Here is a 26,931-nt window from a genome sequence, read left to right on the forward strand (position 1 = left end):
CCATGCTGAATCTCAAACGCGACCAAATCAATCCTCCGGATGAAAGCCTCGATACCCTGCAAGCACTGCTTTCCAGTCAATTGCAGGATGGCCAGTGTCACACCGAATACCAACTGATCCACTGGCTCAAACAGCCAGTGCCCGGCGTTTTCCAGCCGGATGCCCTGGCCGATTCCCTGACTCTGTTTCGTTGCCACTTTCTGGTGATGCATTGCTTGTATCGTTTACGCCTGGAATGGCTGGCGCAACAGGCTGGCTGGCTGAATATCGAACCACTCGGCGTGCAATTACAGCCTTGGGATACTGAGCAGGCCAGCGATAACCAGCACGTCTGTGAAGCCGATCCGCTGGCCCGCTATTATCTTGATCTCACCCACCTCAGTACCGATCGCGATACCGTCGACAAGCTCTTGCGGGGCATCTGGCAGCAAACCCTGACACCCGATCAGCGCCGCAGCGACCTGCGCTTGCTGGAGTTACAGGAAGGTGCCAACGAATCGGATATCCGTCGGCAATATCGCCGTCTCGCCATGCGCCACCATCCGGACCGGGGTGGTGATGTCAGTCATTTCCAGGCGCTGCTGGCGGCGTATCAACGGCTGACGGTTTGACACTTTCTTCTAGAACCGCAACCAATATCCATCTTGTTGGCCAGGACAGGCTATCTTCGGCAAGGGGTCACTAGCGACGGCGCAACCGCCAGAAGGTCAACACAGAAGGAACAATATCGGCAGTCACCAACACATCAGGATGCCAAGGAACGTCACTCGAATGCCGTAGTCACAAGGGGGCATCTATTTAATCCGGTGCTCACTCTGGGCTACCGGATGGTTTCGAATCACGAAGCCGACTTGCAGGATTAAATATATGTCCCCACAGCATTCACCGAACAAGGGCGTTCCATGAAGTATCTCGTACTACTTGCCGGCCTGTTGATAACGATGGCAACCCGGGCAGAGCTGGTTATCTTGCAATACCATCACGTTTCCACCAGCACACCGGCTGCCACCAGTATCAGCCCGGCGGATTTCAAACGGCATTTGCTATTGTTGGCGTCACTGAACAAAACCATTGTCGATTTGCCAAGCGCCATTCAGACCTTGCGCCAAGGTGGCACTCTGCCGGACAACGCCGTTGCCATTACCTTTGATGATGCCTACGAATCTATTTATCACAACGCCTTCCCGTTACTGGCCCAACGTCGCTGGCCTTTCACTGTGTTTGTGAACCCGGGAACGATCGATGCAGAACACGAGGGGATCATGCCCTGGCAACAGTTGCGCGAGATGCAACAGCAAGGGGCGACCATTGCCAATCACACCCAGGACCACCCTTATCTGATTCAGCGCCCGGATAACCTGACGCTGGATGCATGGCTGACCCAGCAAGTCGATAACGCCGAACAACGAATCAAGCAGGAAATGGGGCAATCCAACCGCTTGCTGGCCTACCCTTATGGTGAGTATTCACTGGCAATCGCGGAGTGGCTCCAAGATCACGATTACCTGGCATTTGGGCAACATTCCGGGGCTGTATCCAGCCAATCATTCTGGCAAGCGATTCCACGCTACCCGGTCGCGGGTGCCTATGCCGACCCTGATACGCTCAATAACAAACTCCAGACCCTGGCATTACCCGTTGCCAGCAACTCTCTGGTCGACCCGGCACTGGGGAGCGATAACCCGCCAGAGCTGCAGCTAACCCTGCACTCCCAGGATCTTGATCCTGACCATTTGCGCTGTTTTGCCAGCGGTGAAGGCCAGATTGGCCACCAGGTCGATGTCACTGGCACCACCATCATCCTGACAACCCAAGCCACCCAACCCATTACCCAGGGCCGCAGCCGCTATAACTGCACCGCCCCCAGCCTCAGCAAACCCGGCTATTTTTACTGGTATTCGCAATTATGGATCAATACGAGCGTAGAAAACCGTTGAGGTGGTACTGATCCAATGTTTGCTCACGCAGGCGACAATCCGCCAGATGAAATGCCATCAGACGCCGAAAACCGGGGCCATGATCAAAATGCCGGATATGGCAAAGCTCATGTACCACCACCAGTTCAATCAGCGGTTCGGGCATATGAATCAGCGCCATATTCAGATTGATATACCCCTTGCGAGACAAGCTGCCCCAGCGGGTCCGCATTTTTTTCACCCGTAGCACCGGCCTCTCAACCCCATACTGCTGAAACCGGGGCCACCAGCAATCCAGCAGATCACTGAAGGTGCTGCGCGCCTGCTGCTTGAGCCAGTCATCCATCAGCGCCTGCCGCTGCCCTGCGGGCATGGCAGGCACAAGCAGCTGGTCATCACACACTTGCGGGATGGCCACGTCGGTCTCCACCAGCGTCAGGGTGCGCCCCAGGTACTTCAGCACACCTTCATTGCGACTCTGGTTTTCTTTCCACTCTCGACGACGCTGAATCAGCCAGGCTTGATGACCGTCGAGAAAACGGTTTACCTGGGCTTTACTGGCACCCAACGGAATACGCAGGTCGATTTCACCGGCCGGGTTCAGCACCAGTCGTAAACTTTTGCGTTTCATCGCCTGAATATGGAGTACAACATCCTCTCCATCCAGCGGAACAAGCAATTGTTGTTTGTAGCCTTTCATAAGCCTGCTAGCATTGGCTCCGACTTCAGGAGCACCCAAATGAATGATCTAAATAATATCCCAGCCATGACCGAGAACGAACTGGAAACTCTCGGGGTATTGCTGGAAGACGAAGCAGAACGCCAGGACAGTTTCGATTTTTTCGCCGTCCACGGCCTGATTACCTCGTTTTTGGCAGGGCCGATTGAGTTCGATATCCAGCGAGTCTGGGACTGTGCCTTTGACGAAAAACTGGGCTTCAGCAGCGCTGAAAAAGCCACCGTCACCGAGCTGCTTGGCAAAATGACTGCGGAAATCCAGGGCTGGCTCGATTCCGGCCAGGATTTCCCTGTACCTTGTGAGTTGACTCTGTCGGATGAAGAAGACGAGCCACCCATCGAAGGTTGGGCTATTGGTTTTATGACCGGTGTCATGCTGCACGAAGAGGACTGGTACCAGCGCGATGAAGAAAACGTCGCCGAGAGCCTGTTCCCGATCATGTACGCTTCTGGCCTGTTCGCAGACGAAGAAGAAATGGCCGACATCGATGATGACATCGAGCTGTCCGACCAGGTCTGTGGCGGTATTCCAGCAGCCGTCATCGACCTGTATCTGTTTTTCCATAGCCAGGGCTGAACCACAGGCAGCGTTATGCACCTGAGCCTGCCAGAACACAAAAAACCCGAAGCCTTTGCAGGCTTCGGGTTTTTCTTTGTCGCTTGGCAGCAGTCAGGCTCAAGTATTGTCCCTGAGCCACACCTCAACCCGGCGATTTTTCATTTTCCCTTCTGCCCGATTCACAGAAGCAACCGGTAAATACTCACCATACCCAACCGAGAGTTCAGGATAAATGCCGTTACGTACCAGTTCACGACGTACCGCCATGGCCCTCAGTTTGGACAACAGCTTGGAGCGTTTCTCGGTGCGTTTCTTGTCACCAAAGCCGATCAGCATCACTTCGGCATCGTTGCGGCCTTTCTGCTGCAGATAATTAACCAGCCGCTCAATATCCTTCAGCGCTTTATTGTCCAGCGATGCGCTCCCGGCCCGAAAACGGAAATTAATCGTCAAACGCTTGGCATCATTGGTTATTTCACGAAAATCAGACGGTAACTCACTATAAAACTCCGGCACGACTTCTTTCAGTTCCTGTGAAATAAAACCAGAATCCGCGACCACCTGCTGTGCTTCGTTGAGCTGAACAAAGCTCATAAACTCAACGACATACGGATTTTCCGGCACATCATCCGTGTACATGAACAAACGCCGGGACAAGGCATAATCTTCAGTGGCAACAGTCAGCTTGTTGGGTTTCAGTGCCTTGGCGCTGCCATCCGATACGGCCAGCAATTTGGCAGCACGGACCGATGACAAACCGACAAAACCGATTCCGTTATCATCCGCAGAGACCTCATCAGACAATACCGCATTGGATTCAAAACGCTTGGCCGATGCAATCAACGGCGTATTACCCAGCACCATGGATTTAAAACTGTCCCAGGTACCCGAGTTTTCATCACGGGCATACACATGAATGGCGCCAGGACGGCCGCCCACCTGCGACCAGTCGGTATAGCCTCCGGAGAAAATCTCGGAGATTTCATCAACACTGAGTTCACTGACCGGATTGGATGGGTGCACCACAATCGCCAAACCATCAATGCCGATGATATGTTCTGCCGATGGCCTGCTCATATCAGCGATGTGTTTTAACAGGCTGGCTTCCTTGGCCTTGATCGGACGGGATGAGGCGGCAATTTCTGATGAACCACTCGCAATCCCCTTGAAGCCGGTACCGGAACCATGTGCGGCGACGTCTATCGTCAAACGGGTACCAAGATCAGGCAAAAAACCACTGACCACTTTTTCATTATTAAACCGGGTATTACGAATTTGAACGTCTGTCGCCCCTTTTTCTTCCAGGTATTTTTTAGCCAGATTAGGTCCAAGTTCATCACCAATGGTATTGGAGCCCTGGATACCAAACAGACGTACTTCACCATTTTTTGGCAGGCCAGTGAAAGGAGATAAAATCCCGGCATTGGCGCTTGAAAAACCCAGAATGGCAAGCAGAGTCAAACAAACACGAATCGTAGTCATAATTCTGATTTCTGGTCGAGAGTTCGGCGCGAGTCTATGAATATTAAGTGACACTTTAGTTACAAAGTTGCCAACCTGACAGATCATTGCATGATGATATCGGCAGGAAATTGCGCACTTCCCGATCTGGTGGGGTCTTTTGGGGGTACAGCTGTTGGTGATTTGCGGCTTGTCCTATGGAATCAGGATTATGTCGCTGTTGCTCCGGGCCAGCCACCCGGACCAGCAGACTCGATCCAGCAGACCTGATGATGCATCAATCATCATCAGGTCATGATCAGTGTTGCCCGGCACATTGTGGCGACTCAGGTACAGCCGTCTGTGCCTGCCATTCCTGTGGCGAATACAAATGCAGCGCCAGAGCATGTACCGGATTTTGCAAAATATCAGCCACCAGGCCATACACCAGCTGATGCCGGGCCACCGGGCGCTTGCCCTCAAAAGCGTCGGATACCATCACCAGTTTGTAGTGGGACGTCGTCGCCGGGCCTGCGTGCATATGGCTTTCGTTCATCAATTCGAGATGAGATGGTGACAGTGATGCCATCTGCTCAACGATATACTCTTCTGGATACTCTTCAGGCTTCATAAAAACTCCGGTTACTCGCTCGGTAATGTCTGCGTATAATCCGCCGCCCCGAGGCATAACTCAAGCCCAGCCCTCTCTCCCGAGTGACCCGGAGCACTGCATGCACGAAAACGATAGTAACAACACCCAGAACCTGATCGACAGATATTATCAGGAAGAACAAGAGCGCCGTTTGCAAGAAAAAACCCAAGCTGAAATCAGCGTCAAGATCGAGCCAGCCGATCTTGCCATGCTGAATATGATTGCCCGTCGCTTCAACAAAAGCCGCGATGAAATCAGCCGCGACATCATGTCGACGGCGCTGATCGACCTGTTCAGTCATCTTGACGCTGGTGAACGCAAGTTACTGGCCCGCGATGCCGATGAAGCCACGCGCCAACTGGCAGAAGAAATTGCCGAAGAAAACGGCGTAACCGACGTGGATATCCGTCAGGGGCAATGGACCACGCATGAGAAACACTTCGTCAAACTGGAGCGTAAACGTGCCCGCGAGCAAGAAAAGCAGCAAGAATTATTAGCCAATGCCGAGCAAGTTCTGGCACAACAGCCAGTCGATACGCTTTCTGCAGAGGGTACGAATCCCTCCGATGAAGCAGAAGCAACATCAGTGTTTGCAGAAGCCTAGCGATTCCAGGGCGGCGCTTTCAGCGCCGCGCTATCACTCTATTTGCGCCAGAGACGCAATTCACGAAATTCTCCGGGACCTGCTTCCATCCACAGCACCTCGGCCTGATCTGAAAAAACAAACTTATTGCCAACCAGGAAACCGGCGCGACGACGACCAGAAACCGTTGCCGAGGCCTGACGGCCCTGACGTTTGGCACTTCGAGCGAAATCTTCTTGCAAGACATCCATACATTGTCTCCAACTTGACCAATTCCACAGGAATTTTTCGACCACAGTCAGGTTATCGAGCAAATATGACATTCAAATAACGCCCAATTGCTCTCGGGCGGTTGCTCTCACCGGGCCGATCGATACAATGTGCCGCCCTAATTTATTCAGGTCAACCGGATTACACACAATGGCAGTCCAATGGTTCCCAGGGCATATGAACAAAGCCCGCAAGAAGATCAGTGAAGCCATGCCGGATATCGATCTGGTGATCGAGGTCATGGATGCACGTTTGCCGTTCTCCAGCACCAATCCCATGGTGGACGAGCTGTGTCGCAACAAGCCCGTTATCAAGCTGCTGAACAAGCAGGACCTGGCCGATCCTGATATCACCCGGGCCTGGGTCGACTATTTCAGCCAACAGGAAAACACCCAGGCATTGCCATTGGTTGCCGAAGACAAGTCGCAACTCAAGCGGCTGTTGGCCTTGTGTCAAAAAATGGGCCGTGTGCGTTCCGGACGTAACCAGGCCATGCGCCTGATGGTGATGGGTATCCCCAACGTCGGTAAATCCACTCTGATCAATGGCCTCGCAGGACGCTATATTGCCCGTACCGGCAATGAACCGGCAGTGACCAAGTCCAATCAGTTGATTGATTTGAAAAACGGCATGGTGCTCTCTGATACGCCGGGGATTCTTTGGCCCAAGTTTGAAAATGAAAACAGTGGTTATCGCCTGGCTGCCAGTGGTGCCGTCAAGGATACTGCCATCGAATATCAGGATATTGCCAACCACACACTGGGATTTTTATTGCTGCAATACCCTGACCTGCTGATGCAACGCTACAAGCTCAAGGAAAAGCCCGCGTCAGCAGCCGAGGCACTGGAGCACATTGGTCGCAAGCGTGGTTGTTTACGCCCGGGTGGCGTGATTGATTTGCACAAGGCAGCAGAGCTGGTACTACACGAATTACGTTCCGGTAAATTGGGGCGTATTTCTCTCGAAACACCGGAGATGGTCGCCATCGAACAAGCCGCAATCGAAGCTCGCCAACTCGAAGAACAGGAACGGCAAGAAGAAGCACAACGCTTGCAGCAAGAGCAGCGCCAGCGTCGGCCCCGTCCGGCATCCCATCCAGACGATGACGCGGAGTCGTAAGCCGTCACAAAGGAAAGGGGCTGGCGACTTGATCAATACCAAGCCAACCAAGCCAACCAAACCGATACAGCCGCGCCCGGCGCCGTGATCGATCAGCTCCCCGCCCGGCTGAGCCAAAGGGTATGCGCGTTGGCTAAAAGAGATTCAACGGCAGTTTGAGATAGGACACACCGTTATCTTCTGCATCGGGCAGTGCCCCGGCGCGAATATTAATCTGCAACGATGGCAAAATCAGCCGTGGCATCGCCAATCCCGCATCTCTCGCAGTGCGCAAGGCCACAAATGCTGCCTGACTGATACCATCCCGAATATGAATATTGTGCTGGCGCTGCTCGGCGACCGTTACCGAGCTCATCGCTGGCCGTCCATCCGGGGGATAATCATGGCACAAATACAAGCGCACCCCATCGCCCAGGGCAAACAGTCGCTGGATCGAGTGATAAAGGGTATCGCTATCCCCTCCCGGAAAGTCACAGCGCGCCGTGCCGGTATCCGGTGCAAACAGCGTATCGCCAATAAAAGCCACCTGCTCATCCACCACATAACTGACGCAGGCGGGAGTATGCCCCGGAGTTGCCAACACCCGGATCTGGTGATCACCCAGTGTCAGGGTGTCGCCATCAGCAACCAGCACGTCAAACTGGTGCCCATCCGCAACAAACGTCGCAGGCTCATTGAATATCTTGCTGAACGTTCCCTGCACCTGCTTGATAGGCTGTCCAATCACAATTCTGGCCCCTGTCTGGCGGCGCAGATAATCTGCCGCCGACAAATGATCAGCATGGGCATGGGTTTCCAGCACATATACCAGGCGGCTGTTTTTCTCTGCCAGACGGTCCAGCACCGCATCGATAAAACCGGTACCGGTTCGGCCGGATTTCTGATCAAAATCCATCACCGGATCGACAATCAGCGATAGCTGCTGCTCGGTGTCTTCCAACCAATGGGTATAAGTAGATGTATCCTGATGGTAGAAACTCTGGATTTGCATGGCAACCTCCGCCTTATCTTGATCATTTCAAAACAACCCAACTATATTAGAATATTCTTATTTAGCAATATTTAATATACACTGTATCAGGTGACTTCCAGCAGCCTGATGAGATTGCGGTTATGCCTTCTTCTTTCGACACTCAACGCCAACCCGCCGTCCGTCTGCTCAAGGCGCTCGCCAATGAACATCGGCTGGCCATTCTCTGTTTACTCAGACAGGGGGAGATTTCCGTGGCCGACCTCGGGCGTCAGCTGCCACTCAGTCAATCGGCCCTGTCGCAGCATCTTGCCTGGCTCCGGGGAGAACATCTGGTGGTCAGCCGCCGCGAAGCCCAGTGCGTTTTTTATTGCCTTGCTGATCACAAGGTGGTTCGCGTTATTCGTTTGTTAAACGAGCTCTACGGAGAGAATACAAACCATGTTTAGTACTCTGCGCCACTACCAACGCGAGTGGTTCTCGGCGGATCTGACAGCGGGTCTGGTCGTTGCGATTTTACTGATTCCCCAGGGCATCGCCTATGCCTTTCTGGCGGGATTGCCGCCTCAGGCGGGTTTGTACGCTGCGCTGCTGCCCTTGTTTATTTATGCCGTGCTCGGCACCAGCCCCAGCCTTGCGGTTGGCCCAGCGGCCATTGTGTCCTTGATGACGCTGGAAGCCCTGCAACAGCTGTCGACGCCGGGCGGGGCTGAGTTCAGTCAGCTGGCTGCAGCTTTGGCGGCATTAACCGGGCTGTTTTTATTGCTGTTTTATCTGATTGGTCTGGGTCGCTGGACAACGTTTATCAGCCACTCGGTCATTTCCGGCTTTTCCAGCGCGGCTGCCATAGTCATTATTATTAACCAGAGCAAATCCCTGACCGGCATGTCAGTTCCCCGGCAGGACAGCCTGGCCGATACTCTTTGGTACGTACTGCAACATCTCGGGCAGGCCATTCCTGCAGTGGTTGTATTGTCTGTAGCAGCCATTCTGTTGCTCAAGTTATGGCCGCTTCTGTGCCGGGTATTGATTGCTGAACACTGGAAAATGTTACGTGAATTACTTGGCCGCAGCGGCCCTCTGGTACTGATTGTACTGGGCATCACGCTGGTGCCTGCGCTGCATTTACCCGCAGATATTGTAGGTGATATTCCTTCCGGTTTACCGGTATTGACGCTGCCTCAACAACTGACGATTGACCAATGGCAATCCTTGATTCCTTCTGCCTTGCTGATTGCGCTTATCGGTTATCTGGAAAGCCTGTCTGTGGCCACCGCCATGGCACGACGCGTCAAAACCTCCGGGCTGGATGCCAACCGCGAACTGTTGGCGCTAGGTATTGCCAACCTCGGGGCAGCGGTTTCACAAGCCTATCCGGTGGCGGGCGGATTTGGCCGCAGCATGGTGAATCAGGCGGCAGGTGCCCGCAGCCAATTGGCAGGGCTGATCACACTGGCCGGTATCGTGCTGGTACTGGTGGTCGCCACCAGCTGGTTCACGGTGCTGCCCAAGGCGTTACTGGGTGCCATTATTGTGGTCGCGGTATTACCGCTGATCAACTTTCAGGATGGCTTGCATGCCTGGCGCTTTCAGAAAAGTGACGGCGTGGTCTGGCTGATGACATTTCTGGCGGTGTTGGCGACCAATGCAGAAATCGGTATTTCCCTTGGTATTTTACTGTCTCTGATTTTGTATTTACGCCGTTCCAGTGAGCCTCATATCGCCGAAATCGGTCGTTATAAAAACAGTGATCACTTCCGTAATATCCAGCGCCATGATGTCAGCACCTCACCACATGTATTGATGATTCGGGTTGATGAAAACCTGTATTTTGCCAACAGTCATTACCTGAATACTTTTATTATTCGTCGCCTCGAACAGTCGCCGGATATTCACCACGTTGTACTGGTAGGCAGTGCCATCAACCATATCGATTTTAACGGTTACGAAGGTCTGCTGGAGCTGCACGAGCAGCTGCAATCACTCAATATCCTGTTGCATATGGCGGAGTTCAAAGGGCCGGTGATGGACCTGTTGGAAAACACCGACTGGCTGGAACGTATCCAGCCCGGACAAGTTTTTTTTACCGCCAGTGAAGCATTAAAGGAGCTGGGCCATGTCTGACCACACCAACTCACACTCTGAATCACACCCCGAGTCACATCCGGATCGGCTGCCACCATCGTTACCAGACCATCCGATGAATAACCCGGCGCCCCCTGACCGTCCAATCTATACGGTCTCCAGTCATCGCTCTGGCCCCCGTTTTCGGGTGCGATACCGGGAGGGTACACCGCCAGCACCGGGGTGCCGATTGTGCTCTCCCGAGCGCCAGTCATAAAGCCAGTGCCAGAATGGGCTGTTGCCAATACACGCCTTAACTTTTGTGCTGAAATGTTTATCATCCCATCACACTCTTCTGCTGGCTGTTTTTTCCATGATGATACTGATCGCTGTCGTTGGCATTGCCATTATCGCCGCCCTTTCTGTCTACGCCTGGCGCCTGACCCGTCAGGTCAAACGTATTGAGGCTGAACAACAGGCCGAAGCGGCTGCCGCAGAACAACAGCTGCGTGATTACCAGCACAGCCTGGTGCAGGATGTACGCTTTCTGGCGCGAGCAGTCTTGAGCGAGCAATGTGATATCACCGAAGGGGTCTTACGCTTGCACCACACCATTAAAGGCCTCGATCCCACGGTCTGGCAGCATGAGAACCTGGCCGTATTACGTATGTTTCACGAGCAAGTGGCTGATATGCCGATCCTTGATGCCTATAAAAAACTCCCTCCCAAACAACAGTTCGCCATCGACAAGCGTCGCCTGACCCTGGAAGACGAACATAAGGCGGCGATTGAACATGCGCTGAAATGGCTGGTCGAATTCCGCTTTCCCGGTTTGACCTTGCTGCATTAAGACCGGGACGCTGCCATATACGCCATCATATCGGGGAAGTATTCCGCAGCCTGAAGCGGTTCCGCCGGTGGGCGGCAATCCGGGATATATTGTGATGTGCGGACAGTGGCGCTGCAGCAGAACCATCGACCAGCCTTCAACCGCTCATGACATGACTGACAATACACCCATGGATATCCAACATAACGTCAAGGAGTCTGTATGACTTTTCGCACCGCACTGATAGCCCCGCTGTTGTTGACCTGCTTACCCGTCCTGGCCGACTGGCAAGTCGACAATGATTCAGTGGTCGCCTTCCAGACCACCAAGAATATTAACAAGGTAGAAAATCATCACTTCAAACACGTGTCCGGGGTCGTTAGCAGCACCGGCGCTGCCACTATCAATATCGACCTGAGCAGTGTTGCCACCGGTATCGATATTCGTGACAGCCGCATGCAATCCATGCTGTTTGATACCAGCCGGTTTGCCACTGCCGTGCTGCAGGCCACAGTTCCTGCCAAGGTCATGACCTCGCTGGAACAGGGCAAACCAACACGCTTTACTCTGTCTGGCTCCCTGTCGTTACACGGCAAACAGGCGACGGTCACTACCGAGGTACTTGCCACTCCCGCAGCGGATGCCTCTTTGGTTGTCAGCAGCCTGGCGCCTGTCTTGATTGATGCCGCCGAGTTCGGGCTTGAGGGCGGTATCGAAGCATTACGCAATATCGCCAAACTGACATCCATTACCCAGGTCGTACCGGTAGAATTCACTCTGATCCTGAAGCCGCAGTAACCCGCCTGGCCGACCGTGTCAGGCGTATCGCTTACTGTTTGTACGCCTGACTTCAGCAACCGTGGCGCGCGATCCAAACACGCAGCCACACCGGATGAAATTTGTTAAACTATCATCCTTCTGTTTCTATTATTGCTGGTAACTGTCTTTGATTCTGGTTTTTGACTCTGGTGTTGGTGGCCTTGGTGTTGTCAGGGAGATACACCAGTTACGCCCCGACCTGACAGTGCACTATCTGATGGATACGGCAGCCTTCCCTTACGGCATCCAGAATGATCAAATCCTGACCCGGCGGATTATCGCCTTGTGTCAGCAAGCAGTGGCAGCCCTGCCGGTCAAGTTGCTGGTTATCGCCTGTAATACCGCCAGCACGTTGGCGCTCGATTCATTACGGGCAGTACTGGATATTCCGGTAGTGGGTGTGGTTCCAGCCATCAAGACAGCGGCAGAGCAATCAGCCAATGGCGTGATCGGTTTGCTGGCAACACCGGCCACCATCAGTCGCTCTTATACCGACAAGCTGATAAACGATTTTGCCGCTCATTGTGATGTCAGGCGGCTGGGCAGTCGCCAACTGGTTGAATGGGCTGAAAGCCTGGTTCGTGCACCGGATCAATATCATCAAGGCTTGTCAGAGCGCATCCAACAACACCTGTCAGGCTGGATAGAACAAACACCCAGGCCCAGTCATATTGTGCTGGGCTGTACTCATTTCCCGCTGCTACGGCCGTATCTGAGTAAGCTTTGGCCAACGATTATCTGGGTTGACTCCGGTGCAGCCATTGCTCGACGAGTCAATCACTTACTCGGAGCCGCCCCTGCTGATGCCAGGCTCGGACAGCTCTATCTGTATCAAACGAATGGCATCGCCGACGCCCGATATTTGAGCCAGTTCTGGTCCGCTGCCGCGTTGCCAGAGAGTATCAACCCTGATTGGGTAAAACTGAATTTGCCAGAAACCACTGGCAATACAGTCAACATAAGCTGTACAAGCAACCCTCTTGTATGAGTATTTTTTAATTTGAGTATAGTGCTCAGGTATTTTGGAAATCTGGATAAAACATGTCAAAACTCGAACACCTTTACAGTGAGGTTCTAACCGACCTGGGAGAGGACATCACCCGTGAAGGCTTGCTGGATACGCCCAAGCGCGCAGCCAAAGCCATGCAATTTCTGACCAGTGGTTATAACGCCAGTCTCGAAGAAGTAATCAACGGCGCGGTGTTCACCAGTGATAATGACGAGATGGTCGCGGTACAGGGCATCGAGTTTTACTCATTGTGTGAACACCATATGCTGCCCTTTATCGGACGCTGTCATATCGGCTATCTACCCAACGGCAAGGTACTCGGCCTATCCAAGTTTGCCCGAATAGTAGACCTCTTTGCCCGTCGCCTGCAGATCCAGGAAAACATGACCAAACAGATTGCTGAAGCCGTCGAAGAAGTGACTGGCTGCCGTGGTGTTGGCGTCATTCTGGAAGCACAACATATGTGTATGATGATGCGCGGTGTGCAAAAACAGAATTCATCCATGCGCACATCTGTTATGAAAGGGGACTTTCGCAGCAATCCGGCCACCCGTAGCGAGTTTATGCGTTTGGTCGGGATGTAACCCGATGACTTCGTGAGCTGCCAGTCTTTTTATACTGGGTATAAAATACCTGGCGCTCCGACAGACTGCTGATCAGATCTGAACGCGCTGCTCCGTAACGCTGCCCGACTCTTTACCAGAGTCCAGATGCTGGTCAGACAGCTTCATACCCACCCAACACCAGCAACACCAGCAACCTCCCCCATAGCCATTCCCGCACTCCCTTTGTCATATCCGTATACCTGCATACTTTCTGATAACCATCAGACAGCCATTTAGTAGCCGTCTAACAGTAGCCGTCTAACAGCCGCTGATTGCTACTTCCAGAAACACATTATTCGGCTTTCTGTACCCAGCCAATGACCACGGTGTCACCCTCTGTAACAGCTACCAATAAAGCTATGTCTCTCCCCTATTTATCATTGCGATCCAGTATTACTGAGCGTAGATTCAAGGAAGGAAAAGGAGAAAAGAACCAACAAAAGAGGTAATGGATTATGAAAAATACCTGGTTAGTCACCACCTTGGTGTCGTTGCTTTCAGCGACCAGTCTGACGACTCATGCCCTGACGACTCCGCTTCCAGAGCGGTTACTGTCATTAAATGGCCACCATACCCTGCAACTGGCTGATTCATTATCCCGGGATTATTTTTATATCCGCGATGCCTATACCAGCGCTCTCTATCATGCCCCTTCCCGCACCGGTATACAGCGCCTTGAACTGACGGTTCAATCCGAGCGAATCAGCGGTCGTGGGGTTGGCTTGTCACTGTACGATACCATTGCCATCACGTCGGAATGGGAACAGATGGCCATACTGGAAGCACGCCTGAATGCGCTGGTCAAAATGATGGATACCCGTCTGATACAGGGTGACCGTATTGTTATTGAGTACACCCCCGGCCGTGGCTCGGAAGTAATGGTCAAGAATGAATATATGGGTATTATCCGTGGACAGGACTGGTTTCAGGCGCTGATCCAGGCCTCGATGGCACCCGCTGTTCCCGCTGTTCTTGTTGATGCTCCTGCGTTGCAAGTACAGCCACCACAAACCAGTAACAGTATCTCAGCGGTGTTTTTGTAGGGGGCTTTTTGTAAGTCTGGTTTCGAGTGTTGACCTTGATTATGTGACACGTCAACACATCGCAACCAGCAGATATAAAAAAAGCGGCTTGCGCCGCTTTTTTTATATCAAACCCGAGTAATCAGAACTTGTAACCAGCACCAACAAAGTAAACCAGCGGATCAATTTCTACATCAAGGCCATCAGCTGCACCGCCTTTGATTTTTGTATCGATATCCATTTTCCAAGCTGCAGCATTCACCAGCCAATGATCATTCAGGGCATAGTCAACACCTACGGAGTAAGTCAAACCCCAGCTGGTTTCCAGCCCTTTGGTACCAAGACCCGCATCATCTTCTTCATCAAAGAAGAAGGTATGGTTAACACCCAGGCCCACATAGGGTTGCAGTTTGGAATCGGCTCCCATTGGGTAATACTGTACAGAAACAGTAGGTGGCAAGTGTTTGGTTGTCGCAATCGTAGCGCCATCAATAGCACCACCATCACCTTCGACTTCGTGTTCAAAAGGCGTCGCTGCCAGCAGTTCCACACCGATCTGGGAGGTCACCATATAAACACCGGTCAAACCCAATTGGGTATCTGACAAGACATCCAGTTCACTGCCTGCAACAAGACCACTGCTATCGGCATTACCGTCTTTCGGAGAAACCGTCACAGCACCCGCCTTGACGATAATGTCACCCGCTTCGTAGGCCATAGCCGGGATAGCAGATACTGCAACAACAGTAGCCAGCAGAGTTTTGATCAGTTTCATTTTGCACTCCTTGATTCCGTGCTTTTGGTAGATGAGTGCAGGGTACCCGGCTTGATCTGCACAATTTTGATGCAAATCAAGCATTTAATGCCCCAAAATAAAGACACCTGACAATCTTGTGATAGGTCAATTTGTGTCAACCCTACAAGCTGTCCAACAGTGCTATGGCATGCTTCTTTCATTCAAAGGCAGCAAAAAAACGTTAGCTGAGATACAGTTAGCCATCCCTGATATTATTGTCACCGGATTCAGGCTGAAGTGTGACTACCATCGTGAGTGACACTGCCGTCTGACATGATCAGACCCTCTTCATTGAGGCTGATCCACTGGCCATCGTTTTCCTGTCCACCATTGTGAACAACATCCGGAGAAAATCATGGAGTTGACGTTTGATTGAGCAGTTTTCTGCGGCATTCGCTACCCGGATCGGAAGACGATTGCTTTCATACTTGCTATTGGCCAATTTCCTTATCGCCACCTTGTCTTATGGCTGGATGCTGATCGACGACTACCAGCATGGTACGCAACGCCTGCAAAATAACCTGGTCAAGCTGGAGGACAGTTATCACGACAGTCTTGTCATCAGCCTCTGGAATTTCAATTCCGAGCAGCTGCGCACACAGCTGAAAGGCATGCTCAACTTTGACGGCGTTGAGTACATCATGGTCGACAGTACCGACTTTGGTTACGTCGAAACTGGCCTCAAGCCAAACAAGGTTGATATTCGCCACCAATTCAATCTCTATTACGAAGATCAGGACAATAACCGCACCTTTCTGGCAACCCTGACCATTCTGGGCAGTTATGCACAGCTCTACCAACAACTGGAAACCCGCGCATTGAATATGCTGCTGGTACTGCTCTGCCAGACCATTACCATATCCCTGGTATTACTGCTGCTGATCCACCATCTGATTACCCGTCATATTCGCTCATTGTCTGAGTGGGCCAATGCCTTTTCCATTCAAACACCCGACCACCCAGTCACACTTGAGCACCGCACCACCAATACCATGCACAAGCAAGATGAGCTGGACGCCCTGGCCTCTGCCATCGAGAAAATGCGTCTGTCATTACTCAATGACATGCACCTGCGTGACCAGGCCAGAATGGAATTGGAAGATACCCACAATCACCTCAATATGGCGATTGAGAACACCACCATGGGCTTCTGCCGCTATCTGGTTCGTGAAGATCACATGGAAACCAACCGCAACTTTTGTTACCAGCTACGAACCGATCAAGAAACCCTGAACGGTATGGAAAACCCGTTACATGCTATTTTGGAACGTATGAATTCAGACACCAGTGCAGAGCAACGGGAACGTATTTACCAGTTACTGCAAGGACGGATCAAACGGGTCCAGGGCAAATTTTCCATTCTCAAATTCAATGGTCAGGAAGGTGTATTCGATATCAGCTTTCAGGCCATCCGTTTTCATAACAACCGCCCGAACGAAGTGCTGATCTGCAGCGTTGACCACACCAGTGAATATTATGCTCACAAGCAATTGCAAGATCTGAATCTGCGTATGGAAGCCTCTTTACGCCAGCAACAAGACGAATTCCAGCATATGGCAATGGTGCAAAGCAGCGACCTTGAACGCTTGCAGCGGGAATGTGATCACTTGCGCCATCAGGTAACCAACCGGCAACGACCCTCATTACTGGCACTGGTTGCTCCCACGCTGGAACAAGCCTCCCAGGCGACAGAGCCAGCTCTGGCGATACCACTGGCGCTGGCAACGCGATCATTTAATGTATTGACCGGGCCAGCCAAACAATCGGTAGATCTGGTGCAGTTTATCCAGCATCACTTGTCACAATCCCGATTATCTGTCGCCCTGACCACACCGCTCTCGCTGATTATCGACGTCAAACTGGTACTGATTGAATTCCTGCTCGATCACTTGCTGGTCATACCCGCCAAAGATAACGCCATCGATCCAGCCCTGACGCTCTCATTACAAGAGCAGGCCCTGACCCTGACGGTGGTACTTGGCAGTCATGCCGATAAACCCCTGCCACTACTCTGGACCCCGTTGTTACGGAATATTTGTGAAGAAATCGTCAATATGGAAATCAATGGCCACATTCTCTGGAGCGATGACCAGAGCTCGGTGACGGCTGTTATTAAATTACAACTGGAAGACCTTTGATCTGTTACTCAGGCAGCCAGCCGTCAGCAACACATGAATTCTGTTGCTGAACAGCGCTGCAAAACGTACATTCCATTTCCCCATTTCCAGATAAGAGGCAGCTGTGTCCTACCCACATTTTATTGCTGTTGATGCCAGTTCCTACGAAGAAGAAGCACATCCTATTGCGATTGCCTGGTCAATGGCCGATGGCATGATCAAAACCACCCTGCTCCAGCCCGATGATGGTTGGGATGACTGGGATTACGCCCTCGAGGACATTCACGGCATCAGCCAGGATACGCTCTATCAGCGCGGCGAAACCACCTGGGCCGTCGTGCGAGAGCTGGAAAACGATCTGGAACAAACCTTCCTGATGACCGACGATCCCGAGCGCATAGAACCCTTGCTGGCCAAAATCTACGAGGCCTGCAACCGTGAACTCAGTATCGAAGTCGGTAATCATGGTGAAGACATCACCGATCAAGCCGCTCTGGCAGAAGCCACAGAACAGCTGTTTCATCACCAGCTCACCTGTGATGAACGGGTGCTGATCATGCTGCAACTATGGGCTCAACAACATGGCATGATTGAAAAGTTACCGGTACAGGATCTGGAAGAAGACTGACACAGACGTGTCAGTTCTGGTAAGCCGTATCGATCAACCGCACCGCGAGCCACCGTTATCTGGTGAATCGCAAGGCACGGTCAATCAAGTGACCACTCAGCCTATGATGATTGTTAACGCCGGAAAGACGTTAACAATGGGTCGATATTTGTAACAGCCTAATGAACACAACACTCCTGTGCAGCAAGCGTCTTTTCCTGCTCTGGCAGGCTTTCTACCAAGCCGTCAATATCATCCGCCAGCAAGCCATTCTGGTTGATTTTGCCTTCCCACTGCTGACGCAGGGTCTGTGCAACCCGCACCATTTCTCGTAATGATGGCTCCACTTCTTCCCAGCGGCGGGTTTTCAAACCACAGTCCGGGTTGACCCACAGATGACGCAAAGGAACCACTCTTGCCGCCGCTCGCAGTATCGAGGCCATGGCACCGGCATAAGGTACATTCGGGCTATGGATGTCATAAACCCCCGGGCCAATACCATTGTGATACGGATGCTGTGCCAGACCATCCAGTAATTTACTCGCTGACCGGGCGGTTTCCAGCGTGATCACATCCGCATCCATGGCTTCAATCGCAGGCAGGATGTCATCAAAATCGGCGTAACACATATGGGTATGAATCTGGGTGTCGGCCGCCACATCGGTAGTGGCATAACGGAAACTGTTCACCGCCCAGGCCAGATAGCCAGCCCGATCAGCCTGTTTCAACGGCAGAGCCTCACGTAATGCCGGTTCATCCACCTGAATCATGCCAATACCCGCCGACTCCAGTTCGGCAATCTCAGTCCGCAACGCCGCAGCCAATTGATAAGCAGTTTGTGACAAGGGCTGGTCGTCCCGTACAAAGGACCATTTCAGCAGGGTCACAGGGCCGGTCAACATGCCTTTTACCGGGCGAGTGCTCAGACTGGCAGCATAACGGCTCCACTCGACCGTCATTGCTTGCGGGCGTTCGATATCCCCAAAAATCAGCGGTGGCTTGACACAACGAGAGCCATAACTCTGCACCCAGCCATGACTGGATACCGCAACACCCTCCAGCAACTCACCAAAGTATTCCACCATGTCGTTACGTTCTGCTTCGCCATGCACCAATACATCCAGACCAATATTTTCCTGGATACGGATGCAGTACTCCACCTCAGCCAGCAAACCCGAATGATACTCAGCAGGGCTGATCTCTCCCTGGCGAAAACGGCGGCGCAGCTGACGGATTTCCGTTGTTTGAGGGAAAGACCCAATCGTGGTGGTTGGTAACAACGGCAACTGCCAGCGCGCCTGTTGGCGCTCAGCCCGCTGCTCATATGGCAAATCGCGTTGCCACTCCTGGCTGGCTGCCGTTTGTGCAACCAGCTTGACTGCCGGCTTGTGCACAATGGCCGATTCGCGACGACCAGTAATTCGGGCCGCTTGCTGGAGCCAGACAGCGCTGCTCAGGGTAGCCTCCGTGTTCAAGGCATCGGCTAGCAACCGCCCTTCTCCCAGCTTCTGCTGGGCAAAAGCCAACCAGGGCAGTACTGCCGGGGTGATGCGGCCGCTAGCAGACTCCTCTTTCACATCATAAGGAACGTGCAACAAGGAACAGGACGTTGATACCCAAAGACGGTCATCCAGCCGTGTTGTGATCGGTTTTAACAATTGATAACAGGCATCCAGATCGGTACGCCAAATATTACGCCCGGAAATCGCACCAACCGACAACACCTTGTAAGGCCCAAGCTGGTCGACCAGGGTATCGAGATTTTCAGTTCCAGCCACCTGATCGATATGTAACCCTTGTACCGGCAACGACAAGGCCAGTGCCCGGTTACTGTCGAGGCCACCAAAATAGCTTGCCAGCAATACATTCACGCCACTAAAACGCAGACTATGGTAAGCCGGTTCAAAGGCCTGACGCCAATCGTCCGGTAGATCCAGCGCCAGAATCGGCTCATCCAGCTGCACCCAGTCGATGTCTTGCTCACGTAACAAGCGGAACAACTCGCTGTATACCGGCAACAGTTTTGGCAGCAGAGCCAGACGGTCCACTTCCTTTTCACTTTTGGCCAGGAAGAGATACGTCAACGGACCAATAATGACCGGCTTAACGTTATTCGACCGTGATTTGGCTGCTGCGATCTCTTCCAGCAACCATTCAGGCTGCAGATTAAACGTATCGTCGGCGTGGCATTCCGGTACCAGATAATGGTAATTGGTATCGAACCACTTGGTCATCTCAGCGGCATGGCAAGGTGTGCCAGAGGGCGCGCGACCCCGCGCAGCCAGAAACATCTGATCAATCAGGTTATCGGTGGTTTTGACCCGTTCTGGTAAATGCCCCAGCAGAACCGAGGTATTCAGTACCTGATCGTACAAGGCAAAATCACCAACGGTCAGAAAATCAACACCAGCGTCCAATTGACGTTGCCAGTTGGACTCACGAATCTCCGCCGCCAGCGTCAACAACTCTGGCTGACTGATATCGCCCGCCCAATAGCTTTCCAAACCACGTTTGAGCTGACGTTGATCGCCAATACGAGGAAACCCAAGAATATGAAAATTTGTCATGCTTTTTCTCTACATCATGAAATTATCACGCATTGTTGCAAACTTCATACATGAGAAAAAACGAAAAATATTGTACTTACATTGAGAAATATTAATTCAAAAGACAACGATGGCCAGTCGCAAAGCAAGACCCACGCAGTGCTCAAAACCTGGAGTCGTCAGGTCAGGTCAGGTCAGGTCAGAGAGGAAGAGAGGAAAAGAACTCACCGTGCACACCACCAGCATGCACGGTAAATATATCCATAAGCCGAAGAAAATTACGCCACCCGACGCTCTTGCTTCTGCAAACTATCCATGGTGCCGACCAGCAACGCCAACAACATCGCCACCACAACAACAGCGATCAATACCGCCAACACACCAGGGTTCAGCGTCGCCTGATACTTCAAGAGTGACAATTCACTCGCAGGGGCCGCAATATAACTGATGTGCATCGCTGCCATACCGGTGTAGTGCATGCCACAGACAGCCACCGCCATAATGATGGAACTGATGCTTCTCATCATAAAGGTATGGATATTAAACGACAGCCAGAATGCGCAAATCGCAGCCCCAACCGCAATCAGAACCGAGGCACCCACCAAGGCAGGGTCATAAATCATGTCACCTGGCATAACCATCGCTTCCATACCGGTGTAATGCATTGAAGCGACACCCAACCCGGTAACCAACCCGGCACCCAGCAATCGAGGCAAACTGTCCGGATTACGCCCGACAATAAGCAACCCCAGACCAACAACAACAACAGCCAATAGCAGGGATACCAGCGTCATACCCAGCTCATACCCATAATTGGCATCGGTGTCGAAAGCCAACATGCCAACAAAATGCATCGCCCAGACACCACCACCACCCAAGGCAAGAGCCGCTCCCACCACCCAGAACAGCACGCTTTCCTTTTGTGATGTAATCATGCCCTGCACAAGTCTTAGTGCTGTATATGATCCCAATACAGAAATGCAGAACGAGAGCAAAACCATTGCCCAGTTGTATTCAGAAGCCATTAATATCACCTCAAAATCAGATACGCGTACGCATTTTCCAGCGCACACTGATCCCATATAAAAATGTGGAAAAACACAGCCAAACCATCCTCTGGCCGCATTTAAATTGATAGAATTATCATCAATGAATAACTTCTGCATAAAGTCTGAACAAGGAGTACAAACAAGCAAAAGATCATAATCATCTGATGGATAGCTGGCAATATAGTCTATTTTTGATACAAATCAACTTCAATGACGTGAAATATCCGCAAAATCCAAGAGTTTTCTATTGACTTTATTGTAAATTAACAAAACGTTACAGATAATTAACAAATAATAGCTTACAATAATTAGTTAAAAATAAAACTTATACAAAAACAATACATGCTGAAAAACCATAAATAATCCACAACAACAACAACAACAGGAATGCATTAAACCAACCTGGTTAAAAATCATTTAATAAGAGTTATATCAATATAAAAATCAATCATTCCGAAAAACAGAAAACCAATCGGCTGCCCACGACAACATCCGAATAAACAATAACGCTGTGAAATGGCACGCTTCGGCTACCCCAAGCGAGCCGTGCAGGATTAAATAGATATCCCCTAAAGCGAAGCCGCCAGAATACTCGCCGTACGGATTGCCCGCTTGGCATCCAGCTCACCGGCAAACTCAGCCCCGCCCACCAGATGAACACCGCAGGAACCATCCACCAACAGGGCTTGCAAATCATGGTAAAGCTGATTCACCGATTCCTGCCCGGTACACACCACAACATGATCCACTTCCAACACACGTTCTTCGGTCTCCTCTCCCTTCACGATGCGGATATGCAACCCTTGATCGTCAATACGGTCGTACTGCACCCCGGCAATCATTTCGACCTGCTTCATTTTCATCGTCGCCCGGTGTACCCAGCCCGTGGTTTTGTTCAGACCCTTGCCCAGCGCGGATGACTTGCGTTGCAGCAGGTAGACCTGACGCGGTGACGCTTCAACATCAGGAGTCACCAGACCACCCCGCACCTGACTGCGAACATCCACTCCCCACTCCGAGCGCCAGTGTTCGGCATTTAATGTCGTTGACTCTCCTTCCTGAGTCAGATATTCAGCCACATCAAAACCAATTCCCCCGGCTCCCATAATGGCCACCCGAGCGCCAACTGTTACTGCATTACTCAACAACTGCTGGTACGTCATCACACTGGCATGGTCGATACCATCAACCTGAGGCAGACGAGGTTCAACACCAGTGGCCACCACCACTTCATCAAAACCGGACTGACGTAACCCGTCGGCACTGACACGTGTCGAAAGACGCAAATCAATGCCCAGTTTGGTAATCATGGTCTGGTAATAACGAATGGTTTCCTGAAATTCTTCTTTACCCGGAATACGCGACGCCAGATTAAACTGCCCGCCGATAAAGTCCCGCCCTTCAAACAGCGTTACTTGATGGCCACGCTGGGCCGCCACCACCGCACACGCCAATCCCGCCGGGCCAGCCCCAACAACCGCCACCCGCTTCACCGTCGTGGCAAGTTGCCAGACCAGTTCCGTTTCATGACAAGCCCGTGGATTCACCAAACAGCTGGCGCGTTTATTGGCAAAGGTATGATCCAGACACGCCTGATTACAGGCAATACAGGTATTGATCTCATCTTCACGGCCCTGCTCGGCTTTAATAACCCATTCCGGGTCCGCCAGAAACGGTCGCGCCATGGCCACCATATCCGCCTGACCTTGCGCCACAATGGCCTCTGCCGTGGCTGGCATATTGATACGGTTGGACGCCACCACCGGAATCGATACCGCCTGCTTGACCTGCGCAGTCGCCTCGACAAAAGCCCCCCGAGGCACCGACGTTACAATGGTCGGTACCCGGGCTTCATGCCAGCCAATCCCGGTATTAAGCAGGTTCACCCCGGCTTTCTCCAACTCGAGAGCCAATTCGATAATCTCTTCTGCAGTAGAGCCACCATCCACCAGATCCAGCATCGACAGCCGGAACATCACAATAAAATGATCCCCGGCCTGCGCCCGGATTTCACGGATCACTTCCAGCGCAAAGCGCATGCGGTTGTGATAACTACCGCCCCACTCATCCGTACGCTGATTGGTACGCTGATTCAGCATCTGGGTAATAAAATAACCTTCCGACCCCATCACTTCGACGCCGTCATAACCCGCTTGCTGAGCCAGACTGGCCGCCCGACCAAAGTGTTTGATCGTGGTACGGATCTGGCTGGCGCTCAGTTCACGCGGTTTAAAAGGAGTAATCGGCGACTGAATGGCACTGGGAGCCACACTGAATGGCGTATAGCCATAACGCCCGGCATGGAGGATTTGCATCAGAATCTTGCCATCATGCCGATGCACCGCCGCCGTTACCTTGCGGTGAAACGGCACCTGCCAGGAACTGATCAACTTGGAACCAAACGGCAACAAATCACCCGCCCGGTTAGGAGCAAAACCACCGGTCACAATCAGCCCAACGCCGCCTTTGGCCCGCTCTTCAAAATACGCTGCCAACTCAGAGAAGTGCCAGGGCCGGTCTTCCAGACCCGTGTGCATGGACCCCATCACTACCCGGTTTTTAAGTTGTGTAAAACCAAGATCAAGGGGCTGAAAAAGATGAGGATAGCGGCTCATGGATGCATGCTCTGATTATTATCGTTACCTTCAGTGTAGTGGCTGGCAGCCAGCAAACAATAACCAGACAGAGCAAATAAGAAACCCAATGGAACATTAATCCCTTAATACCAATAGACTTATGACATCAAGCAGGTGGCCATCATCATCAGGGGTTAGATGGAGGAATTATGAGGTTATGCAGAGCCACCCACTCTCAGCATATTCAGTTCGGTGGCTTTTTGAGCTTCGTAACGCCCCAGCTCCAGGACGCAGGCGACGATGTCGACCCATTGTTATTGCTTGGATTGGTCATCGGACAACTGGTTACTGTCGATCAGGGCAATGGGGCGCTGAAACAGTCCGCCAGTTGGCAGTGATACACCAGATCAGAGAGGCTTTCGGCCAATTCGGTGTCGATATAGCTGTCGTGCGGCAAGGCCAGTAAGTCGGTATCCAGCGCTTGCAACACCGGCTCCGGGGTAATAAAGCATAAAATCCAGCGCCACGGCGTGGTTTTCCATGGCGCTGCGGAAGAAGCGGTCGTGGGGATTATGTGGCTTATGGGGGGCCCGGTCATGGGCGCAGGCCGGCTCAGATGTGCAGGTGCGCGAAAGTATAGCGGATATCGGGTTGCGCTCACCCATCGGGTACCACGCCGAGCGCAGGAGCTGCTTACGTTTCCCCTAACGAACCAGAACCCACAGCCCCGCCACAATAAAGAAAATGGCCGTCACATAACGAACAGTATTCATTGGCAACCGCTGCAACAAGGCCTGACCAAACCAAATCACAGGCACATTGGCGATCAACATACCCAGTGTGGTTCCGAGTGTCACCGGTAAGGGTTGTTGCCATTCCGCTGCGAGTAATACCGTCGCGATCTGGGTTTTATCCCCCAGCTCTGCCAGCGAAAACAGTATCAGTGTAGCAACAAATGCACCCAGGGCCAGAAAGCGGGATTCATCTTCATCGTCTTTGTCGGGTACCAGAATCCACAATCCCATCACCACAAAACTGCCAGACAACAGACCGTCGACCCAGCCATTGCTTAGCCATATTGCCAGGCCATCCCCCAGCCAACTCCCAAACCAGGCCGACAAGCCATGATTTACCAGAGTCGCCAGAATAATCGCCAGTACAATGGCCCATTTATTACGGAATTTGAGTGTCAGAAACAGCGTCAGCAGTTGGGTTTTATCGCCGATTTCAGCCAGTGCAACCGCAACAGAAGAGGATAAAAAAGCCGAGGAAAACAGCTCGGAAAAGAAAAACGACTCGGGCGTTGTGATCATCTAACGTTACCGGGCGGCAAGACACCAAAGACGAATCCTGGCAGCCACCCATGGAACCAGTATTCGTCTCAGGTCTTGTCCAGCACAGTATACTTCCGGTGCCATGAGCATGAGGCTCAAGTATGTTGACACAGGATACGAACGTGATTGTTTGTAACAAACAACTAACGCCCGTCAGACTACTCCCCCAAGAGAGGGCTGCAATCTAACGCGGAAGGCCGATATTGTCAAAAATATGGGCGAGTCCGGCTTAATAGCCCATGGTGCGGGATGCACGCTGGCGAGAGTGTTCTGGCTCTGGCAACGCATTAACAAACATATCTATGCAATCGAGGGTTTTCAGTACCGCCAGCAAGTTGGATAAGCTGACACTGTCGGTGCCACCTTCCAGTCGTTTGATCGTCGAACGGCTGACCCTTGCTTCACGCGCTAATTGCTCCTGACTGAGGTTGACCATCAACCTGGCTGCCCGCACCCGCACACCCACTTCGGCCAACAGGTCCGGCATATCCAACTCTTGAAAGTTCATAACAAAACGCGCCCTTAATCTCTGTAATGCCCTGGCTCACCGCCCATGGCAATCACGGTTAAATACAGCCGAATACATCAGGAAACCAGCAGGTTTCTCTGTTCGTCTGTCTGATTCATATAATGTAGGTATAGCTGAAACCTGAAGATTCTCCAGAAAATCGCAGGGCGCAGTACAAATCGTGCTATTGAACAAACGCCAAGGTAAACTCACGGCCCGATATTCAGCTGCTGGAACCTCCATGGCCATCAAGGCAACCATTTGTAAAATCGAGCTGGCTGTATCCGATATGGATCGCCACCATTATCAGACGTACAACCTGACCGTGGCGCAGCACCCTTCTGAGACACTGACCCGTTTAATGACCCGCATTGCGGTATTTGCTTTGAATGCCAGCGATACGCTGGAATTTACCCGTGGACTCAGCACTGATGACGAACCGGAACTGTGGGAAAAAGACTACAGTGATCAAACCCTGCTCTGGATTGAATTGGGACAGCCAGACGAAAAACGCATCCGTAAAGCCTGCCAGAAAGCCCAGCAAGTGCGTATTTATGAATACCATGGTCGTACCGCTCTGCCCTGGTGGGACAGCCTCAAAAATAGCTGCGCCCGCTTTGACAACCTCAGCGTTTACAACCTCGATGCCGATGCTATCGCACAACTGACTTCACTCTACGACCGCACCATGCGCCTGCAAGCCAGTATCCAGGACGCTACCCTGTGGCTCGGTAACGACCAGGGCAGTATCGAAATACAACCACAGCGATTACATCCGCACGATAGCTGACTGTTACGAGCCA

Annotated in this window: 27 protein-coding genes; 15 read left to right on the forward strand and 12 right to left on the reverse strand. The window is 52.1% G+C overall.

Going from position 1 to position 26,931, the window contains the following annotated elements; genetic code table 11:
* Positions 1-2 precede the first annotated feature (2 nt).
* The gene (locus Q8W22_RS00535; protein ID WP_303434038.1) at positions 3-611 is read left to right on the forward strand and encodes a DNA-J related domain-containing protein; all 609 of its coding nucleotides are present in this window, start codon (positions 3-5) and stop codon (positions 609-611) included.
* Positions 612-902: 291 nt separating this feature from the next.
* Positions 903-1,937 carry a polysaccharide deacetylase family protein gene (locus tag Q8W22_RS00540; protein WP_305451334.1) on the forward strand — a complete coding sequence of 345 codons (1,035 nt, stop codon included), beginning with the start codon at positions 903-905 and terminating at the stop codon, positions 1,935-1,937.
* Here Q8W22_RS00540 and Q8W22_RS00545 read toward each other — a convergent pair.
* Entirely contained in the window at positions 1,912-2,616 is a 705-nt protein-coding gene (locus tag Q8W22_RS00545; protein WP_305413708.1) for a M48 family metallopeptidase, read from the reverse strand. The genes Q8W22_RS00540 and Q8W22_RS00545 overlap by 26 nt on opposite strands.
* Before the next feature lie 39 nt (positions 2,617-2,655).
* On the opposite strand from Q8W22_RS00545, the gene Q8W22_RS00550 reads away from it, so the two are divergent.
* A complete protein-coding gene (locus tag Q8W22_RS00550) occupies positions 2,656-3,231 on the forward strand; it encodes a YecA family protein (RefSeq protein ID WP_303434597.1) in 576 nt (191 codons plus the stop codon).
* Between the two features lie 99 nt (positions 3,232-3,330).
* Here the strand turns inward: Q8W22_RS00550 and Q8W22_RS00555 are convergent, their stop codons facing one another.
* Together Q8W22_RS00555 and Q8W22_RS00560 are read right to left on the reverse strand one after the other, a co-directional pair.
* Positions 3,331-4,695 (reverse strand): phosphate ABC transporter substrate-binding/OmpA family protein, encoded by a 1,365-nt coding sequence (locus tag Q8W22_RS00555; protein ID WP_303434598.1) that lies wholly within the window; start codon positions 4,693-4,695, stop codon positions 3,331-3,333.
* Positions 4,696-4,972: 277 nt separating this feature from the next.
* Entirely contained in the window at positions 4,973-5,284 is a 312-nt protein-coding gene (locus tag Q8W22_RS00560) for a BolA family transcriptional regulator (protein WP_303434599.1), read from the reverse strand.
* 100 nt (positions 5,285-5,384) lie between these two features.
* Between Q8W22_RS00560 and Q8W22_RS00565 the strand changes: the two genes are divergently transcribed.
* The gene (locus Q8W22_RS00565; protein ID WP_303434600.1) at positions 5,385-5,909 is read left to right on the forward strand and encodes a hypothetical protein; all 525 of its coding nucleotides are present in this window, start codon (positions 5,385-5,387) and stop codon (positions 5,907-5,909) included.
* A gap of 38 nt (positions 5,910-5,947) precedes the next feature.
* On the opposite strand, the gene Q8W22_RS00570 is transcribed toward Q8W22_RS00565, so the two are convergent.
* A complete protein-coding gene (locus Q8W22_RS00570; RefSeq protein ID WP_303434601.1) occupies positions 5,948-6,139 on the reverse strand; it encodes a hypothetical protein in 192 nt (63 codons plus the stop codon).
* Between the two features lie 169 nt (positions 6,140-6,308).
* On the opposite strand from Q8W22_RS00570, the gene ylqF reads away from it, so the two are divergent.
* Positions 6,309-7,277: a ribosome biogenesis GTPase YlqF gene (gene ylqF / locus Q8W22_RS00575; RefSeq protein WP_305451335.1), complete on the forward strand. Its 969-nt coding sequence runs from the start codon at positions 6,309-6,311 to the stop codon at positions 7,275-7,277.
* Positions 7,278-7,410: 133 nt separating this feature from the next.
* Here ylqF and Q8W22_RS00580 read toward each other — a convergent pair whose 3' ends face one another.
* Positions 7,411-8,268: an MBL fold metallo-hydrolase gene (locus Q8W22_RS00580; protein ID WP_305451336.1), complete on the reverse strand. Its 858-nt coding sequence runs from the start codon at positions 8,266-8,268 to the stop codon at positions 7,411-7,413.
* 122 nt (positions 8,269-8,390) lie between these two features.
* Here Q8W22_RS00580 and Q8W22_RS00585 point away from each other — a divergent pair, with 122 nt between their 5' ends.
* The 7 genes from Q8W22_RS00585 (at position 8,391) to Q8W22_RS00615 (ending at position 14,616) form a co-directional block, all read left to right on the forward strand.
* Positions 8,391-8,696, forward strand: coding sequence for a helix-turn-helix transcriptional regulator (locus Q8W22_RS00585; RefSeq protein WP_303434604.1), 306 nt, complete (start codon positions 8,391-8,393; stop codon positions 8,694-8,696).
* Positions 8,689-10,371 carry a SulP family inorganic anion transporter gene (locus Q8W22_RS00590; protein ID WP_305413712.1) on the forward strand — a complete coding sequence of 561 codons (1,683 nt, stop codon included), beginning with the start codon at positions 8,689-8,691 and terminating at the stop codon, positions 10,369-10,371. The genes Q8W22_RS00585 and Q8W22_RS00590 overlap by 8 nt, the downstream gene beginning before the upstream one ends.
* 313 nt (positions 10,372-10,684) lie before the next feature.
* Positions 10,685-11,161, forward strand: a complete 477-nt coding sequence (locus tag Q8W22_RS00595; RefSeq protein ID WP_305413713.1) for a DUF2489 domain-containing protein — start codon at positions 10,685-10,687, stop codon at positions 11,159-11,161.
* Positions 11,162-11,362: 201 nt separating this feature from the next.
* Complete coding sequence (locus tag Q8W22_RS00600; protein ID WP_303434607.1) at positions 11,363-11,938, forward strand: YceI family protein; 576 nt, start codon at positions 11,363-11,365, stop codon at positions 11,936-11,938.
* A 148-nt stretch (positions 11,939-12,086) separates the two neighbouring features.
* Complete coding sequence (gene murI, locus Q8W22_RS00605; RefSeq protein ID WP_305413715.1) at positions 12,087-12,947, forward strand: glutamate racemase; 861 nt, start codon at positions 12,087-12,089, stop codon at positions 12,945-12,947.
* Positions 12,948-13,000: 53 nt separating this feature from the next.
* A complete protein-coding gene (folE, locus tag Q8W22_RS00610; protein WP_303434609.1) occupies positions 13,001-13,552 on the forward strand; it encodes a GTP cyclohydrolase I FolE in 552 nt (183 codons plus the stop codon).
* Between the two features lie 476 nt (positions 13,553-14,028).
* Entirely contained in the window at positions 14,029-14,616 is a 588-nt protein-coding gene (locus Q8W22_RS00615; protein WP_305451337.1) for a chalcone isomerase family protein, read from the forward strand.
* A 121-nt stretch (positions 14,617-14,737) separates the two neighbouring features.
* On the opposite strand, the gene Q8W22_RS00620 is transcribed toward Q8W22_RS00615, so the two are convergent.
* The gene (locus Q8W22_RS00620) at positions 14,738-15,370 is read right to left on the reverse strand and encodes an OmpW family protein (RefSeq protein ID WP_305413716.1); all 633 of its coding nucleotides are present in this window, start codon (positions 15,368-15,370) and stop codon (positions 14,738-14,740) included.
* A 389-nt stretch (positions 15,371-15,759) separates the two neighbouring features.
* Here Q8W22_RS00620 and Q8W22_RS00625 point away from each other — a divergent pair, with 389 nt between their 5' ends.
* Positions 15,760-17,529, forward strand: coding sequence for a hypothetical protein (locus Q8W22_RS00625; protein ID WP_305451338.1), 1,770 nt, complete (start codon positions 15,760-15,762; stop codon positions 17,527-17,529).
* 103 nt (positions 17,530-17,632) lie between these two features.
* Positions 17,633-18,136: a hypothetical protein gene (locus Q8W22_RS00630; protein ID WP_303434613.1), complete on the forward strand. Its 504-nt coding sequence runs from the start codon at positions 17,633-17,635 to the stop codon at positions 18,134-18,136.
* A 158-nt stretch (positions 18,137-18,294) separates the two neighbouring features.
* On the opposite strand, the gene metE is transcribed toward Q8W22_RS00630, so the two are convergent.
* The 6 genes from metE to Q8W22_RS00660 all read right to left on the reverse strand — a co-directional run bounded on the left by metE (position 18,295) and on the right by Q8W22_RS00660 (position 26,107).
* Positions 18,295-20,682 (reverse strand): 5-methyltetrahydropteroyltriglutamate--homocysteine S-methyltransferase, encoded by a 2,388-nt coding sequence (gene metE, locus Q8W22_RS00635; RefSeq protein ID WP_305451339.1) that lies wholly within the window; start codon positions 20,680-20,682, stop codon positions 18,295-18,297.
* A gap of 257 nt (positions 20,683-20,939) precedes the next feature.
* Positions 20,940-21,596: an MHYT domain-containing protein gene (locus Q8W22_RS00640; RefSeq protein ID WP_303434615.1), complete on the reverse strand. Its 657-nt coding sequence runs from the start codon at positions 21,594-21,596 to the stop codon at positions 20,940-20,942.
* 683 nt (positions 21,597-22,279) lie between these two features.
* Positions 22,280-24,325 carry an NADPH-dependent 2,4-dienoyl-CoA reductase gene (locus tag Q8W22_RS00645; protein WP_305451340.1) on the reverse strand — a complete coding sequence of 682 codons (2,046 nt, stop codon included), beginning with the start codon at positions 24,323-24,325 and terminating at the stop codon, positions 22,280-22,282.
* A gap of 316 nt (positions 24,326-24,641) precedes the next feature.
* Positions 24,642-24,884, reverse strand: a complete 243-nt coding sequence (locus Q8W22_RS00650) for an Rpn family recombination-promoting nuclease/putative transposase (protein ID WP_305451341.1) — start codon at positions 24,882-24,884, stop codon at positions 24,642-24,644.
* A gap of 106 nt (positions 24,885-24,990) precedes the next feature.
* Positions 24,991-25,599 (reverse strand): TMEM165/GDT1 family protein, encoded by a 609-nt coding sequence (locus tag Q8W22_RS00655; protein ID WP_303434617.1) that lies wholly within the window; start codon positions 25,597-25,599, stop codon positions 24,991-24,993.
* Between the two features lie 250 nt (positions 25,600-25,849).
* The gene (locus tag Q8W22_RS00660) at positions 25,850-26,107 is read right to left on the reverse strand and encodes a helix-turn-helix domain-containing protein (protein ID WP_303434618.1); all 258 of its coding nucleotides are present in this window, start codon (positions 26,105-26,107) and stop codon (positions 25,850-25,852) included.
* Between the two features lie 262 nt (positions 26,108-26,369).
* On the opposite strand from Q8W22_RS00660, the gene Q8W22_RS00665 reads away from it, so the two are divergent.
* The gene (locus tag Q8W22_RS00665; RefSeq protein WP_305413723.1) at positions 26,370-26,918 is read left to right on the forward strand and encodes a YaeQ family protein; all 549 of its coding nucleotides are present in this window, start codon (positions 26,370-26,372) and stop codon (positions 26,916-26,918) included.
* The last annotated feature ends 13 nt before the right edge of the window (positions 26,919-26,931 follow it).

It is taken from the genome of Oceanobacter sp. 1_MG-2023 (assembly GCF_030689025.1).
In the GTDB taxonomy this organism is placed as follows: Bacteria; Pseudomonadota; Gammaproteobacteria; order Pseudomonadales; family Oceanobacteraceae; genus Oceanobacter.

What these genes read in the sequence shown, in the direction of transcription:
- Q8W22_RS00565 (WP_303434600.1), top strand. Translation starts at nt 5,385, where the DNA reads ATGCACGAAAACGATAGTAACAACACCCAGAACCTGATCGACAGATAT.
- Q8W22_RS00660 (WP_303434618.1), bottom strand. Translation starts at nt 26,107, where the DNA reads ATGCCGGACCTGTTGGCCGAAGTGGGTGTGCGGGTGCGGGCAGCCAGG.
- Q8W22_RS00655 (WP_303434617.1), bottom strand. Translation starts at nt 25,599, where the DNA reads ATGATCACAACGCCCGAGTCGTTTTTCTTTTCCGAGCTGTTTTCCTCG.
- folE (WP_303434609.1), top strand. Translation starts at nt 13,001, where the DNA reads ATGTCAAAACTCGAACACCTTTACAGTGAGGTTCTAACCGACCTGGGA.
- Q8W22_RS00650 (WP_305451341.1), bottom strand. Translation starts at nt 24,884, where the DNA reads ATGACCGGGCCCCCCATAAGCCACATAATCCCCACGACCGCTTCTTCC.
- Q8W22_RS00560 (WP_303434599.1), bottom strand. Translation starts at nt 5,284, where the DNA reads ATGAAGCCTGAAGAGTATCCAGAAGAGTATATCGTTGAGCAGATGGCA.
- Q8W22_RS00600 (WP_303434607.1), top strand. Translation starts at nt 11,363, where the DNA reads ATGACTTTTCGCACCGCACTGATAGCCCCGCTGTTGTTGACCTGCTTA.
- ylqF (WP_305451335.1), top strand. Translation starts at nt 6,309, where the DNA reads ATGGCAGTCCAATGGTTCCCAGGGCATATGAACAAAGCCCGCAAGAAG.
- Q8W22_RS00665 (WP_305413723.1), top strand. Translation starts at nt 26,370, where the DNA reads ATGGCCATCAAGGCAACCATTTGTAAAATCGAGCTGGCTGTATCCGAT.
- Q8W22_RS00545 (WP_305413708.1), bottom strand. Translation starts at nt 2,616, where the DNA reads ATGAAAGGCTACAAACAACAATTGCTTGTTCCGCTGGATGGAGAGGAT.
- Q8W22_RS00640 (WP_303434615.1), bottom strand. Translation starts at nt 21,596, where the DNA reads ATGATTACATCACAAAAGGAAAGCGTGCTGTTCTGGGTGGTGGGAGCG.
- Q8W22_RS00585 (WP_303434604.1), top strand. Translation starts at nt 8,391, where the DNA reads ATGCCTTCTTCTTTCGACACTCAACGCCAACCCGCCGTCCGTCTGCTC.
- Q8W22_RS00535 (WP_303434038.1), top strand. Translation starts at nt 3, where the DNA reads ATGCTGAATCTCAAACGCGACCAAATCAATCCTCCGGATGAAAGCCTC.
- Q8W22_RS00555 (WP_303434598.1), bottom strand. Translation starts at nt 4,695, where the DNA reads ATGACTACGATTCGTGTTTGTTTGACTCTGCTTGCCATTCTGGGTTTT.
- Q8W22_RS00580 (WP_305451336.1), bottom strand. Translation starts at nt 8,268, where the DNA reads ATGCAAATCCAGAGTTTCTACCATCAGGATACATCTACTTATACCCAT.
- Q8W22_RS00620 (WP_305413716.1), bottom strand. Translation starts at nt 15,370, where the DNA reads ATGAAACTGATCAAAACTCTGCTGGCTACTGTTGTTGCAGTATCTGCT.
- Q8W22_RS00540 (WP_305451334.1), top strand. Translation starts at nt 903, where the DNA reads ATGAAGTATCTCGTACTACTTGCCGGCCTGTTGATAACGATGGCAACC.
- Q8W22_RS00570 (WP_303434601.1), bottom strand. Translation starts at nt 6,139, where the DNA reads ATGGATGTCTTGCAAGAAGATTTCGCTCGAAGTGCCAAACGTCAGGGC.
- Q8W22_RS00645 (WP_305451340.1), bottom strand. Translation starts at nt 24,325, where the DNA reads ATGAGCCGCTATCCTCATCTTTTTCAGCCCCTTGATCTTGGTTTTACA.
- Q8W22_RS00595 (WP_305413713.1), top strand. Translation starts at nt 10,685, where the DNA reads ATGATGATACTGATCGCTGTCGTTGGCATTGCCATTATCGCCGCCCTT.
- metE (WP_305451339.1), bottom strand. Translation starts at nt 20,682, where the DNA reads ATGACAAATTTTCATATTCTTGGGTTTCCTCGTATTGGCGATCAACGT.
- Q8W22_RS00615 (WP_305451337.1), top strand. Translation starts at nt 14,029, where the DNA reads ATGAAAAATACCTGGTTAGTCACCACCTTGGTGTCGTTGCTTTCAGCG.
- Q8W22_RS00550 (WP_303434597.1), top strand. Translation starts at nt 2,656, where the DNA reads ATGAATGATCTAAATAATATCCCAGCCATGACCGAGAACGAACTGGAA.
- Q8W22_RS00590 (WP_305413712.1), top strand. Translation starts at nt 8,689, where the DNA reads ATGTTTAGTACTCTGCGCCACTACCAACGCGAGTGGTTCTCGGCGGAT.